Origin of the sequence: Pseudomonas sp. TH08 (assembly GCF_016651275.1) — a bacterium.
Taxonomy (GTDB): domain Bacteria; phylum Pseudomonadota; class Gammaproteobacteria; order Pseudomonadales; family Pseudomonadaceae; genus Aquipseudomonas.
The window spans coordinates 735124-748981 of the sequence record NZ_JAEKEE010000002.1 but is presented as its reverse complement, the minus strand read 5'-3'; the positions used below and the strand labels follow the sequence as shown (position 1 = coordinate 748981).

At 58.8% G+C, this 13858-nt stretch carries 8 protein-coding genes and 1 pseudogene; 4 read left to right on the top strand and 5 right to left on the bottom strand.

Features of this window, described 5'->3' with window-relative positions:
- Position 1 precedes the first annotated feature (1 nt).
- The 5 genes from JFT91_RS29965 to JFT91_RS13015 form a co-directional block, all read right to left on the bottom strand.
- Positions 2–2053 carry an NEL-type E3 ubiquitin ligase domain-containing protein gene (locus JFT91_RS29965; protein ID WP_347340632.1) on the bottom strand — a complete coding sequence of 684 codons (2052 nt, stop codon included), beginning with the start codon at positions 2051–2053 and terminating at the stop codon, positions 2–4.
- On the bottom strand, positions 1981–3243 hold the full coding sequence (locus JFT91_RS29590) for a DUF6543 domain-containing protein (RefSeq protein WP_242489264.1): 1263 nt from the start codon (positions 3241–3243) through the stop codon (positions 1981–1983). The genes JFT91_RS29965 and JFT91_RS29590 overlap by 73 nt, the downstream gene beginning before the upstream one ends.
- Positions 3244–3310: 67 nt before the next feature.
- Positions 3311–5143, bottom strand: coding sequence for a dermonecrotic toxin domain-containing protein (locus JFT91_RS29585; protein WP_242489263.1), 1833 nt, complete (start codon positions 5141–5143; stop codon positions 3311–3313).
- Between the two features lie 188 nt (positions 5144–5331).
- Positions 5332–8475 carry a transglycosylase domain-containing protein gene (locus JFT91_RS13020; RefSeq protein ID WP_201232591.1) on the bottom strand — a complete coding sequence of 1048 codons (3144 nt, stop codon included), beginning with the start codon at positions 8473–8475 and terminating at the stop codon, positions 5332–5334.
- Positions 8476–8756: 281 nt separating this feature from the next.
- The gene (locus JFT91_RS13015) at positions 8757–9215 is read right to left on the bottom strand and encodes an REP-associated tyrosine transposase (protein WP_201232590.1); all 459 of its coding nucleotides are present in this window, start codon (positions 9213–9215) and stop codon (positions 8757–8759) included.
- A gap of 687 nt (positions 9216–9902) precedes the next feature.
- Here JFT91_RS13015 and JFT91_RS13010 point away from each other — a divergent pair.
- The 4 genes and pseudogenes from JFT91_RS13010 to JFT91_RS12995 all read left to right on the top strand — a co-directional run bounded on the left by JFT91_RS13010 (position 9903) and on the right by JFT91_RS12995 (position 13496).
- On the top strand, positions 9903–11321 hold the full coding sequence (locus JFT91_RS13010; protein ID WP_201228360.1) for an amino acid permease: 1419 nt from the start codon (positions 9903–9905) through the stop codon (positions 11319–11321).
- Positions 11322–11773: 452 nt separating this feature from the next.
- Positions 11774–11938: pseudogene (locus JFT91_RS30210) on the top strand (glucosyltransferase domain-containing protein); the annotation flags it as partial.
- Between the two features lie 116 nt (positions 11939–12054).
- The gene (locus JFT91_RS13000; RefSeq protein ID WP_201232588.1) at positions 12055–12417 is read left to right on the top strand and encodes a GtrA family protein; all 363 of its coding nucleotides are present in this window, start codon (positions 12055–12057) and stop codon (positions 12415–12417) included.
- Positions 12414–13496, top strand: a complete 1083-nt coding sequence (locus JFT91_RS12995; RefSeq protein ID WP_201232587.1) for a glycosyltransferase family 39 protein — start codon at positions 12414–12416, stop codon at positions 13494–13496. The genes JFT91_RS13000 and JFT91_RS12995 overlap by 4 nt, the downstream gene beginning before the upstream one ends.
- The last annotated feature ends 362 nt before the right edge of the window (positions 13497–13858 follow it).

Below are 13858 nucleotides of genomic sequence, written 5' to 3'. Positions count from 1 at the left end.
TTCACGGGCCAGTTGCTGCGGGTCTGTTTTGCAGACCCGCCGCTTGCAACGCCTTGTGGGTCAATTGCCGGGCGAGATCATTGCGTGCGTACGCCAGATCACTCAACAGCCGGTTGTAGTAGGCCTCGCTCATTGTTTCGCCACTGAAGATTTCGGTTTCCCGTGCGCCCAATTGTCTGGCCAGTGTCTCCATGCGCCTGGTCAGTGGATTCAGGCGCGTGGGGTCTGTGACGTTGGCCCACTGGGTTTGTAATTCGCGCAACTCTTCCAGGCGCCGCAGCTGTTCTTCGAACACCCGGTCATTGACTTCGAATTGCGTGGGATGGGTTCTGCGCAGATGACGTTCCCAGAACCCGTCGACGTACAAGTCGATCATGCCGTTGGCCAGGCCGTCGCCGCGTTCGCGTTCGATGATCGTGTCGTAGGCGCGGTCGATCATGGCCGCGTCTACACCTGAGCGCTCCTGATACATCATGCCGTCGGACTGCCACGGCAGGCCCAGGCGTTCGGCCAATCCGGTTTCATAAGCCAGGTGCACTTCAACGTCGTCGGGTGGCAGATTTCCGGCCGGGTTGATCAGGTGCTGCTGTTGCTGACGACTGATTTCCTCGCGGGCGATATCGCCCACTCGTTCCAGGCGTGCAGCACTGCGGGCCAGCCGCACCAGATTATCGTCCAGCGTTCTCGCCGAGGTCTGTTCGGCATACGCCTTGGACACCAGCACTTTCAGGCCCATGGAATTGAACAGTTGCGCGCCGCCGTCCTGGCAGCTTTCCGGCTCGCGGGCCTGGGCGAACAGTTGCTCACGCAGTTCGGAATCCAGCGCGGCGGCGTCGATCAGGTCCCAGACGCGTCGGGTGAGTTTCTTGCGTGATCGGTCCGAACGGTAATCCTCGCTCCGTCTTTGCTGACGGATGACCCTGAACAGATCCTCGGAACCGGGTTCGGCCATGACGTCCTGCCAGGATTCTTCGCGCTGTCGCCTGAGCGCCTGCGAGGCGCTGAACGTCGGCGACTCATCCGGCGACAGCCAATGGTTGATTTCGTTTTCCACCGCCGGGGAATACGCTTGCTGGCGGCTGAAACCTGCCGATTCGCGGTAGTCGCCATAGCGGAGGCGGTCGGCATCGACCAGCCGTTGGGTATCGAAGCGTGCGCGAGAGAGGATGAATGCTTCATCGGAACCGGGCGTGACCTCAGGGACGGTGGTGATCGGGCAGCGGCGCATGTCCAGGGCAAAACTGCGCGGGCGATGGCGTGGTGCATTGGCGACCCGGAACAGACCGCGTGGCCAGTCGCGGATATCGCTGTTGGCCAGGCTCAATTCATTCAAGCGGTGCATGCGCCCGACATCCGGCGCCTGCCCCAGCGGGTTGCCGGTCAGGCGCAGCGATTGCAGACGGGTGAGACCGCTCAGACGGGTGGCCGAGTCGTCATTGAGCCTGATGCGGTTATCGGTCAGGTCGAGGGTTTGCAGTTGACGCATCTCGCCAATGGCCGGCGGCACGCTGTTCAAACCGCACTGGCGGGCGCTCAACTGGCGCAGTTGCCGCAGATCGTTGAGTAAATGGCTGTCTGTGGACAGGCGTCCGTTGTCGATTTTCAGTGCAGTGATCTGATCGAGGTATTTTTTCATGCCGGGTTGCCGGCGCATCTCGTTCCACCAGCGGTCGTGATCCGGGCGGGAGAGGTCGGACGATAAATCCAGCGCATAGCCTTGGTCAGGATGCTGATCGCGCTCGGCGAACGCTTCGGTTTTGCGTTCAAAGCAATCGAGCAGACGTTCCTCCAGATGCATGCCGCCGGTGCGCAGGAACTCCGCCGAAACCCCATGAATCGGTTCGCCGGCACTGTCCAGCCCTACCGGTTGGCTGTTGCGCCAGTGGGCCAGCGTGCTGCGCAGGTCCTTGAGTTGGTCCTTGAGCTTTTGCAGCGCCGCTTCAGGATCGGGTTTGGCGCGCAAGGCTTCGGCGAAGTTGTTCACTTGCCGCTCGGACAGCCTTGGAAACAGCTGCTTGATGCGTTCTTCGAAGGTTTTTCGCCGAACGGCCACGGCCAGCCACGCACCAGCTCGACCGTTTCAATGCTCGCCACCGGGCGCACGGGTGGCTCGGCGAGGAGGAACCGCCGCTCGGCCGGCGCTGCGGTTTTGTCCATGATCCAGCGTTTGAGCAGGCGACCCTGACCGGTTCGATAACCGATCTGCTGGCGCTTGTCTTCCGGGATGGCCTGCAGCAGCGCTTCGTAAAAATCGGCGGGGGCATGCAGGCTGCGGTTGTCGGCGTCGAGCACTTCGTAGCGACCGTGTTCATCGCGGATCAGCCGTCTGACACTCGCTGCTTCGTCCGGGCCGACGCTGCAACGCAACGGGCCGTCGTAAGTGCCGTCACGAACTTCCAGGCGCATCTCGCCAAAACTGTCGCTGAAGGTGCGCAGGGTATTGAGCGCCAGGCGTTCGGTGTCCGGCACCACCCGTTCGTCATGGTAGAAACCGTCGTAGGCACGCGCCGTGGCGGCTTCGAAGTTGACCTCGCGTGCCTGCGACTTGATGCGCAGGGGCAGGCGGTTTTCGCTGACAATCCGCTCCAGCTCAACCGGTCGGGCCTGGGCCAGGGTTTTCTCGGCGAGGCTCAGCGGCATGTCCGGAAACGTCTGGCTCATGACGCGCACGTCGGCCTTGTTGGAGCGTTCTGCGCCCTGGTAAATACGCGAGGCCAAATCACCCTGAAGGTCGTCCACCGCATCGGCGAGCAGATTGCGCAGGGCCTGGGGGCGCTGTGCTGCCGGGATTTCACGCCCGGTCAGTGCGCGTATTTCGCTGTCGGTGAGAAACACCGCCGCGCGTTCCGGCAGTCTGCCGCTGGTCAGATCCGGCAGACCGATGCTCAGGGTATCGGCCTCGGATGCGGCCGGATTGCCGTACTGGCGCGAGTGGCCGCTGAGGTCGACATTTTCACAGACGCGCAACGCCCGCTCGGCTGGCCAGCCAGACAGTCGGGTGATGATCGGTTCAAACCACACCGATTGCGCGTCGATTGGCCGCCCGGCACGAATGTCGTCGCTGGTCGTTCGTGCATCGTCATAGGCCTTGTAACGCTTGATCGTGTCGGCCAGTACCGGTGGTGGCGGGCTGTTGTCGATGTGCATGCGCCGCAACTCGTCGGCGTCGGTACCGCTGGCGACGCGGATCTGCTCCATCTCCAGCGGCGAAAAGCGCTCGACGCTATGGCCGAGCCGGCGCATCAGGGTTGAGGCTGGCCAATCTTCGGGGTTTTCCGCTTCGTGCAGCCAGGCGCCATGCTCGTTGTGCTCAAGCGGTCGGCTGATAGGCGCTGGTGCGCGAAGGATGTTCGATGCGGTGGGTCTTGTGCGCCGGCTCGGTCGAGACCTTCTGCACTTTGTAGACCTTGCCGTCGAGCGGCAGCAGCAGCTCGTTGCCGTGACGGTGCAGGCCCAGCCGGTCGGGTTTCGACGCCACCGACAGCGCCACATTTTTCTGTTCGTAAGGGCTCAGATCCGCGTGCCAGAGTGAGGTTTTGCCATTAGGCAAACGCACCGGTTTCATGCCGTCCACCAGCGCGGACAACTTGACGCGCAAGGTCGAGCCGATAGCGGCTCCGGCACTGAATGCTGCCAGCTGAATCACGTCCGTGACCACGCTGACCACGTGTTCGGCGGCTTCCTCGGCCAGCCCCTCGGCCAGATCGACAACGCCTTCGATGACGTCGCTGGTCAATTGATACACGGTGTAGGCCATCATCAGTTCGCCGAGAAACGGCACGAACGGTGTGGCAATCAGCAGGGCGGCATTGAAAATATCCGAGACGATTTTCTTGAAATTGTCCCACCAGGCCCAGCGTGCGTTGCTGTCAGTGTCGGCAGTGGATACGGCGATCTCGCGGCCATCGTTGAGGATCTTGTTGAGCTTTTGCTGATAGACGTGTCGCCAGTAATCCGCAGGCAATGCGACGGTGTCGATTTGCAGGCGCGGTCGTGGCACCGGCTCCTTGCGCCAGGTGGGTTTTTGATCGGTCGAATCCCCGGGCGGGTGCCATTGCAGCGTGAACAGGCGTTGTTCGAGGCTGGCGAAAAAATGCCCGCGCTGTTGCTGATCGACAAATTGACTGAAGAATTGTCGGTAGGTCTGTTGCGAGGAGATCGCCAGTTTGTCCTCACGTAACTGCCGCGCCAGTTCCTCGATGAACGCGTCAACCGAGGCGTATTCCTTGAGCGGGTGGTCGGGGTCGTGCGGCAGGTAGGCGATCAGCCGATTGATGCCACGGGTGTCGGGTCTGGCGGGTATCAGCAGAGTGATGCCGGTCAGGCGGGTGTCCATCATCGACAGGTCGCAGCACTGCATTCTTCTGCCGTTCAGCACCAGGCGGGGTTTGTCCTTGGTCAACTCCAGCATCAGTTTGTAGACGTCGTACTGAATGTCGCCGGTGATCAATGCCAGCTGTGCTGCGACGCTGAGGGCGTCTTTCTGGCTCTCGACCACTTTGTGCTTGAGCACCGCATCGGCGACGGCGTTGCCGGACAGCAGATAGCTTTCCAGATGCGTTTTGTATTGCGCGCCAATGTCCAGTTCCCGGCACAGCGTCTGGAACTCGCCGATGCTCAGATTGGCCAGCTTAAGCACCTCGAAGTGGCCCTGAGCATCGGGTTTGCTGATGAACGCCGAGGCCGCATCGACCTGCTCGTCTCTGGCGAAGTTGTGCAGCGCGGCATCCAGCAACGACACCGTGCGGGCCGTCGCGGCACCCGAGGTGTCGATGGCCCACCAGGGTTTGTCCTTGGGTATATACAAGCGCAGCCAGGTGGTTTTGACGTCGATGTCGACGCCGCAGCGTTCCTTGAGTTTCGCTTGCAGCAGCGGCGCGGCAAACGTGTAGACATCGAGTTGCGCCAGCAGCCCGTCGACCTTGTTCTGCGAAGCCCAGGCCTTGAGATTGGCGGCTTTGAGTTTATCGTGCTGGATGACGTGCGTGGTGGCGTACCACGCTTCGGGTTTCAGCGTTGTTGCGCTGAGCGCCAGACCCCGATTCAGGGTGGCGGACTTGAACGTCTCGTCGAGGGTGTTTTTGATGAATTCGTGGTGCCGACCCTTGTGCAGATTGTCGGCGGAAGAGGGGAACGCAGGCATGGCAATCATCCTTGAGTGCTTGTTCGGGATGATCACCTTATCGGGGGATGCTCAAAACAAAAGACGAAAAACACACCTGTTTAATCAGGGCTTTTCGCCGCCGACCGGTCGAAAATTCGAATCGAAAAAATAGCCCTGTAGCACCCGGTGTGGCGGATTTTAGCAACCAGCCTGACGCCGAACGCTGTTCAAAGACGCTCGTCGGCAGGTGCCGTGACCAACGTAACCTGAGTGTTTTCCACAGGCCGGCATTGCGAGTCGCTACCCGGTTGCAGGTATGGCGACAGGATCGGCGCCATGCCTTTGAGCACCTGCACTGGCAGTGCCGAGGTGAACTTGAAGTTCTCTGCCGAGCGGCCCGGCACGAACGCCGTCAGTGTGCCGAAGTGGTGATCGCCGATATAGAACACGAAAGTCGCGGTGCGGTTGATCGACTTCGAACTGAGAATCCGCCCGCCCGAGCCGATGGCTTCGATGCGGTTATCCCCAGTGCCCGTCTTGCCGCCCATGATCAGCGGAGTGCCGTCGGCGGTCTTGAAACTGCCGGAGACGCGCTTGGCCGTGCCGGAATCGACCACTTGCGAAAGCGCCTCGCGCATGGCCGTGGCTACTTCGGACGGCATCACCCGTTTGCCGACATGCGGGTCATTGGTCACGCGGGTTTCGTACGGTGTGCCGGCAGCAAAGTGCAGGCTGTCGATGCGCAGGGTCGGCATGCGCACGCCGTCGTTGAGGATGGTGCCGATCAGCTCGGCGAGCGCCGCCGGACGATCACCGGAGCTGCCGATCGCGGTCGCCAGCGATGGCACCAGGTGGTCGAACGGATAGCCGACTTTCTGCCAGCGTTGATGAATCTCAAGGAACGCTTCGATTTCGAGCATGGTGCGAATGCGGCTGTCACGGGCGCCTTTGTGCTTGCTCTTGAACAGCCAGCTATACACCTCCTGACGCTCGAACTGGCTGGCTTTGACGATCTGGCTGAAAGTCGCGTCAGGGTTGTGCAGCAAGTAGCCCATCAGCCACAGATCGAGCGGGTGAACCTTGGCGATGAAGCCCTGATCGGGCAGGTCGTAGCTGCCGGGGCCATAGGAGTCGTAGAGGCGGATCAGCCGATCATCGGTGAGTTTTTCAGTGAGCTTGGCGCCTTTGAGGTGTGCGCGCACGAAAGTGTTGAAGTCTTCCTGAGTGGCATCCGGCAACAGATAACGGTGCACGGCGGCCATGCGGATCGGGGTCGGGCGCATGCTGTCGAGGAAGGTTTCCAGGCGCGCCTGGGTGTCCTTGTTTTTGTACTTTTTCCAGAACTTGAGCAGGAACGAGGTGCCTTCGCGATCCGCGAAATTGGCCAGGTATTCCTGACGGCGTGGATCGCGATCGTCCTTGAGCAGTTCGGCGCTGCTGTTGGGGCCGGAATAGGTGACGTAGCGCACCACGTCGCGCATCAGGCGAATGAACGGCAGGTTGATCGACTCGCGCAAAGCATCGCGCAGGCTCGGCATGCGGCCGTTGTCTTCCTTGCGGAAGTTGTGGAACACGTGCAGACCGCCGCCGGTGAAAAACGCTTCGCCGGGGCTGGCCGAGTATTTACGGTCGAGCGCGGCGCCGAGCATTTTCGACAGATCGCGATCCTTGTTCTGCACCAGATAATCAATGACCCACTGGCTCAGGCGATCCTGATCCGGCACGTCGACTTTCTTCAGTTCCGGCACGCTCATGCCGGCGTATTTATCGTGCAGCTCGGAGATGATTTGCAGGTAGGTGGTCAGCACGCGCATTTTCGCCGTGGAGCCGAGTTCGAGTTTGCTGCCTTCATTGATGTCGAACGGCTGGTCGGTGCTGTCGGTCTGGATGCGCACGCGCGAGCCGTCCGGGGTCAGCTCGAACAGGGTGAAGCTGTAGCGCACTTGAGTGGTGCTGGTCGGGGTCAGCAGACGTTCGCCCATCAAACCGATCTGCGCGGCGAAGGCCGGGTCGGCAAGTTTTTTCAGGTACTCGGTGGCCTGCATTTGCAGGTCGCCTTGCAGGGTGCTGGTGGCGGACAGGTCGAGGCGGTCGAGGTCATACAGCGGGCGGTTGAGCATCGTTGCCAAGCGGCTACGGGCGACGCTGATGCCTTTATTGGTTTCGATTGGCTGAATGGTCGGTTGAGTTTGCCAGTCGCGATAAGTGACCTTGCTGGCCAGCGCGGCATCGGCCAGTGCGCTGTCGATGACGCCGTTCTGCTTGAGCAGGCGCAAGTGGCTGTCGGTGAGATCGGCGAGTTCTTCGCGACCCTTGGTCAGGTAATGCGAAGGGCGGCGTTGGGCGATCATCAGCGAGAGCATTTCGCGCAACGCGAGGCCTTTGTCGGCCATGGTTTTCGGGTCGGTGGCCGAACTGTTCAGCTGTTCGTTGGCCTTGTTGAAATCGCTGCCGTACCAGACGCGCAAACCTTCGGCCATGCCGTGCACTTCGCCATGCCCCGGCACTGCGGACAGCGGCACACTGTTGAGGTAATCGCGGACGATGTTCTGCCGCGCGCCGAGGGTGTCCGGGCCGTCCTGGTATGCACGCACGCTGGCGGAAATCATCTGGCGGATCTTCTCTGCACCGGAAACCGTCAGGCCGTCAGGCGAGTGGCGATACTTTTCCAGTTGTGTCGCCAGCGTGCTGCCGCCCGCCGACTGGCCGGGCAGATGCAGCAACTTCGCCACTTGCGACCAGGCCGCCATGCCGAAGCGTGGCCAGTCCACCGCCGGGTTGGCGCGAGGCTGTTTGGGATCCAGCAGAAAGCGGTTTTCAATGAATAACAGGCTGTTGACCACCACGGGCGGGATTGCCGCGAAGCTGGAATACAGTTGTTGCGGATAGTTGTATTTGTACAGCGGCGCGGCGCGGCAGTCGGTGATGGTCAGGCCGGCCTGAATTTTTTCCGAATAGGGTACGAACAGGCCTTTGTCGGTGTAGCTGAGCAGGGCAGGGGAAAAGCGTGTCTGCTCGGTAATCACATAATTGCGCTTGAGCAGACGCGGCAGAAATTCATCGAGGGAGCTGTAACCCAGGCGCAAATCGAACGGGCCGTTGCCGGGGTAGTGAATCGCTTCACTGGGGCCAGGTTCCAGTTTGTAGGTCAGTGAGGCGGCGTATTTGCTGACTTCAGCGGACTGAAAACGCGAGGTGCGCATTTCTTTGGCCGCGCCCATACCGATCACGATCGCGATAATCAGCAGCAACAACCAGAAAGCCTTCCAGCCATGCCGATTACGACGTGGTTTTTTGGGGACAGGCGCTTGATCCACACGTTCAGTTGGAACCACAGATTTACTCGAATCGGTTTGCCACAAAGCGCCCATAGTCGATTGATCCATTCACGCAGATTGATCGGACTTGTCTGAAGCTTAGACGGTGGTTGGCGCTGGTGAAAAAATTGTGAAGGGTTGGGGAGGGGATTTATTGGCTTAGCAGAATTACTGTGGCGAGGGGATTTATTGTGGCGAGGGGATTTATCCCCGTTGGGCTGCGAAGCGGCCCCAAAACCAGCCCCCCATATATACAGTTACACCTACACCGCATTCTCAGGGGTTGGGCCTGCTGCGCAGGCCATCGGGGATAAATCCCCTCGCCACATTGAAGTTCACAGCCAACAGGCATCCCAGAGTGGATAGTCGCCTATCTTTGCTACAAGTCCGGCCCGCAGGGGGTTGGCGATGATGTAGCGGGCGAACGGTTTCAGGTCTTCCCCATCGCGAATGGCGCGGTCGTGAAACCCGGTTTGCCATAGTGCCCCACGTCTCCCGGTTTTTTTGTTAACAGCGTGAGTGCAGCGCGCCTTGATACCGCCAATGACATCACCGAGATTGTCGGTCTTCAACTGCATTAGCCAGTGAAAATGGTCGGGCATTACTACCCAGGCAATGGACTCAGCCTGGCCTTCGTTGTGTGCCTTGCGAAGTTGCGCGACCAGTAGACGACCTGTTTGCCAATCGGAAAATATGGGCTGACGATTGTGGACTACAGCGGTGATGAAGTAGGCGCGACCGACCTCGGAGCTTCGGCCCAGGCGCAGACGACAGGAATTTGGATAGGCAGGCACTTTCACTTCCTTGTGGTTGATCTTTTTAGGTTAGTGCCGGGTTAGCCGAGTCGGATCTGTAAGGCTTGAGTGAATTTTCTGATTTCTGTGAAGGACGGAGAGAGCGATTTACTGGGAGAGAAGATTGGTGTGCAGAGGAAGGATCTGTGGTGAGGGGATTTATTGTGGTGAGGGGATTTATCCCCGATGGCCTGCGCAGCAGGCCCAAACCCGGAGAATGCGGTGTATCTGTATATATGGGGGGCTGCTTCGCAGCCCATCGGGGATAAATCCCCTCGCCACAGGAAATCCTCTTGGGACAGGCAAAGCTTTGCCATCAGTTGTCTTGGAGATGAGCGGGCCAGAGCTTTTGAGGGGACCCATTCGACCTAAGCAGGGACATGACGGTGCACCAATGCTGTGCAATACTCGGCGCCTTTTTCGGCGGCGAATATTCCTACGAAACGCAGGTAATGCCTCTCCGTAAACCGGGCTTTTGCCGAGAGTTGTCGCTGAATGTTGTGGTTTATAGAGTGAAAAGCCCTGCCCAAGGCTTTTTATACTGCACGCCCCGCTGATCTTGCAGGTTTTGTCCTACAAGACGCGTTCGCCCACGAGGCCGGCGCGGTTTCACGGCAGCCAAGGCTTATCCGCCACCGCTGCGACACTCGGTGGTCATATCCAATAACAAGACGAGGTTGCACCCCCATGCCAGTCGGCAATCACCTGCCTCACGGCGACACCGCTCAGGGCGGTCCGCTTAAACGCGAACTCGGCGAACGGCATATTCGCCTGATGGCGCTCGGTGCCTGTATCGGCGTCGGTCTGTTCTTAGGTTCGGCCAAAGCCATTGAAATGGCCGGCCCGGCGATCATGATTTCCTACATTCTGGGTGGCCTGGCGATCCTGGTGATCATGCGCGCCCTCGGCGAAATGGCCGTGCACAACCCGGTGGCCGGTTCGTTCGGCCGCTACGCGCAAGACTACCTTGGCCCATTGGCGGGTTTTCTCACTGGCTGGAACTACTGGTTCCTGTGGCTGGTGACCTGCGTCGCGGAAATCACCGCGGTGGCCGTGTACATGGGCATCTGGTTCCCCGATGTACCGCGCTGGATCTGGGCCCTCGCGGCGCTGGTCAGCATGGGCTCGATCAACCTGATCGCGGTGAAAGCCTTTGGTGAGTTCGAGTTCTGGTTCGCGCTGATCAAGATCGTCACCATCATTGCCATGGTCATTGGCGGCGTCGGCATCATCGCTTTCGGTTTCGGCAACGATGGCGTCGCGCTGGGCATTTCCAACCTGTGGGCCCACGGCGGCTTTATGCCCAACGGTGTGACCGGTGTGCTGATGTCGCTGCAAATGGTCATGTTCGCCTACCTCGGTGTCGAGATGATCGGCCTGACTGCCGGCGAAGCGAAGAACCCGCAGAAAACCATTCCCAATGCGATCGGCTCGGTGTTCTGGCGGATTCTGCTGTTCTACGTCGGCGCACTGTTCGTGATTCTGTCGATCTACCCGTGGAACGAGATCGGCACGCAGGGCAGCCCGTTCGTGATGACCTTTGAGCGTCTGGGCATCAAGACCGCCGCCGGCATCATCAACTTCGTAGTGATCACGGCGGCTCTGTCGTCGTGCAACGGCGGCATCTTCAGCACCGGGCGCATGCTCTACAGCCTGGCGCAGAACGGTCAGGCGCCAGCCGGTTTCGCCAAGACCTCGAACAACGGTGTGCCACGTCGTGCGCTGTTGCTGTCGATCGCCGCGCTGCTGCTGGGCGTGCTGCTGAATTATCTGGTGCCGGAAAAAGTCTTTGTCTGGGTGACCTCGATTGCCACTTTCGGCGCGATCTGGACCTGGGTAATGATCCTGCTGGCCCAACTGAAATTCCGCAAAGGCCTGAGCGTCAGCGAGCGTGCGGCACTCAAGTACAAGATGTGGCTGTACCCGGTCAGTTCGTACTTTGCGCTGGCATTCCTGGTGCTGGTGGTCGGCCTGATGGCGTACTTCCCGGACACGCGCGTGGCGCTGTATGTCGGGCCCGCGTTCCTGGTGCTGCTGACGGTGTTGTTCTACGTGTTCAAGCTGCAACCGACGCAAGTGACGCAAGGCACGGCGCGTTCGGTTTAGTAAGTTTTAAGCGCTGAAACGACAAAGCCCCCGGTCGAGAGATCGGGGCTTTTTTGTGGCTCCCAGGATGTGTGTAAAACCTGTGGCGAGGGGATTTATCCCCTCGCCACAGGTAAAGCAGTCACCACAGGTAAAGCAGTCACAACAGGTAAAGCAGTCACAACTGGCCAAGCAGTCACCACACGTAAAGCATTCACAACAAGTAAAGCAATCACCACGGGCATGCCTCTCTAACGACTGCTGGGACCCGAGTAACCACCGGTCTGATAGGCCGATACAAAACCGCGAAGCAGGTTCAAAGCTTTATATCCACCCCGAGGCGCGGCCATGAGAATCAGCGATTTTCTCGTGCGAGAACTTGGCCGACGTCAGGTCGTGCTGTTTTTTCTGCTCGCGACTTCGCTGTACGTTCTGCCGCTGATCCTCGCCGACTTCCCCTACATCGACGACAACTGGTGCACGTGGTTGCCGAGCGAGAAAGACGCAATGCCACGCACGTCGGTTACCTGGGTTATCCGACGTTTGTGGAGAGCCAGTATTACCGGATTTATCTGATTGGCGATTACGGATTCATTGTGATGAAGGAGCCGCCACAAGGCAGATTGCTGCAGTGGTGAAACGGCTATTACCGTTGGTCGGAATACTTCTCGTACCTGTAATTTCTGACAGTAGACCGGCCCATCGCCATGACTTAGCTTGAAAGTCCGCCAAACGGACCCGGCAAGGGGTGGTTATGAAAGGATTCTCTGCAACCAGCGTGATCGGGTTGGCGGATGCGCTGATCCACTGGCAAATATTCTTCGTGCTCGTCACTGCGGCCGGTCTTCATCAGGCAGCCAGCAACTTTGCGGCATTTTGTGTGGCCGCAGCGTTTTCGTTTTATGTGAATGCGCTTTACACCTTCGAAACCACAACTTCGGTGTCTGGGTACTTGCTGTTCATTGGTCTGATGGGGGGACTGAGTTTTGGTATTGGCTCGTTCGCCGACGAGCATCACTTGCCAGGGCTACTGACAGTGGCGGTTTTTTCCGCTTTGAATCTGCTGTTGGGATACTGCTTTTTTCGCTTTGTGCTGTTTCGTAGAGAGCGGGCATGAAACTTTCATTGGCAGTACCGCTTTTCCATCCGTCGCAAACGTCGGTTCTGGTAAACCGTGTCGCTCTGGCGGTGGTTCTGATCATTGCACTATCCGTGCGGTTCAACTCCATCGCAGTGCCCGTGATCTGGTATGACGAGGCTTACAGCTTGCTGCTGGCAAGAGAGACGCCTGCGCGCATCTGGGCGCTGACAGCATTGGATGTTCATCCGCCGCTTTATTATGTGCTGCTGCATTATTGGGTCGCGATATGGGGCGACGCAGCGTTGCCGGCGCGTGCAATGAGTGCATTGGCCGACGTAGGCACCTTGCTGTTGTGCATCAAGTTGATGAGTCTGATATCGACTCGCAGAGCGACATGGATTGCGGCGTTGCTGTTGGCGTTGTTGCCGATTTCGGTGCGTTACAGTCAGGAAGTGCGGATGTACACCCTGCTTGGATTCTGGCTGATGGGGGCAACGGTGGCGTTGGTGTGTTGGGCAAGAGCGCCCGATCGGAAAAGATTTGCAGTCATCTATGTGCTGCTGATGAGCGCGGCGTTTTACACCCACTATTTTGCTGGGCTGTGCGTATTGGTGCATTGGTTATTCTGGTGGCAGAGCCGTGTTACTCGCAATGGGAAGGCGATTTCGTTCAGTCTGTGGATCGTTGCTAATCTTGGCATCGTGCTGTTGTATTTGCCCTGGATGCCGCATTTCATCGAGCAGCTTGGGGGTACAAGTAGTCTGGGCTGGATCAAACCAGTGTCGCTGCACGGGGCGCTGACGCTTGTCTGGCAGTTCACCGTCTTGGGAGCCACAAGTTCCGAATCGTCGATCTGGTACCTGGCACCGTTTTTTCTGATGTTGTTGTTCGCTGTGACGCTCATTGTCAGTGACGCTGGCGAACGTCGTTTCAATCTGTTGTTGGTCAGCTATTTTTTCGTGCCACTTATTGCGCTTTATCTTATCGCCTTGGTTCTTCCGCTGTTTGTGCCTCGATACCTGGTTTTTTCCGCGCCTGCCCTTGCGATGATTACAGCCGTGGCGCTGGATAAATGGGGGCGCACTGGACTGCGTTGCGGCATGCGGTTCTGCTGATTTGCGTTGTTGCGCAATTGTATGGACTGACGATGCTCTACCGGCAATCCGATGGATTGAATGGCACAGACATGCGCAGAAGTAGTGGATATCGCGAGCTGGCGCTAGCGATCAAACGCGAAGTTCAGCCGGGTGACGTGATCATCCTTGATTCGCTTATTTCATACCTGCCATTCACTTACTACAACACGACCGGCATTCAACCCAGATTTCACATTCGCTCATCTCTCGAGGCGTTTCTTGCATCACCCGTACTCGGTGGTTATGCCTTGATCCCCGACCCGTTGAAGTGGATTTACTTTCAGGATTTGGTTGTTTTGCAGTGCGGGCGAAGAATCTGGTGGGTTTCATATGAGTCGAAA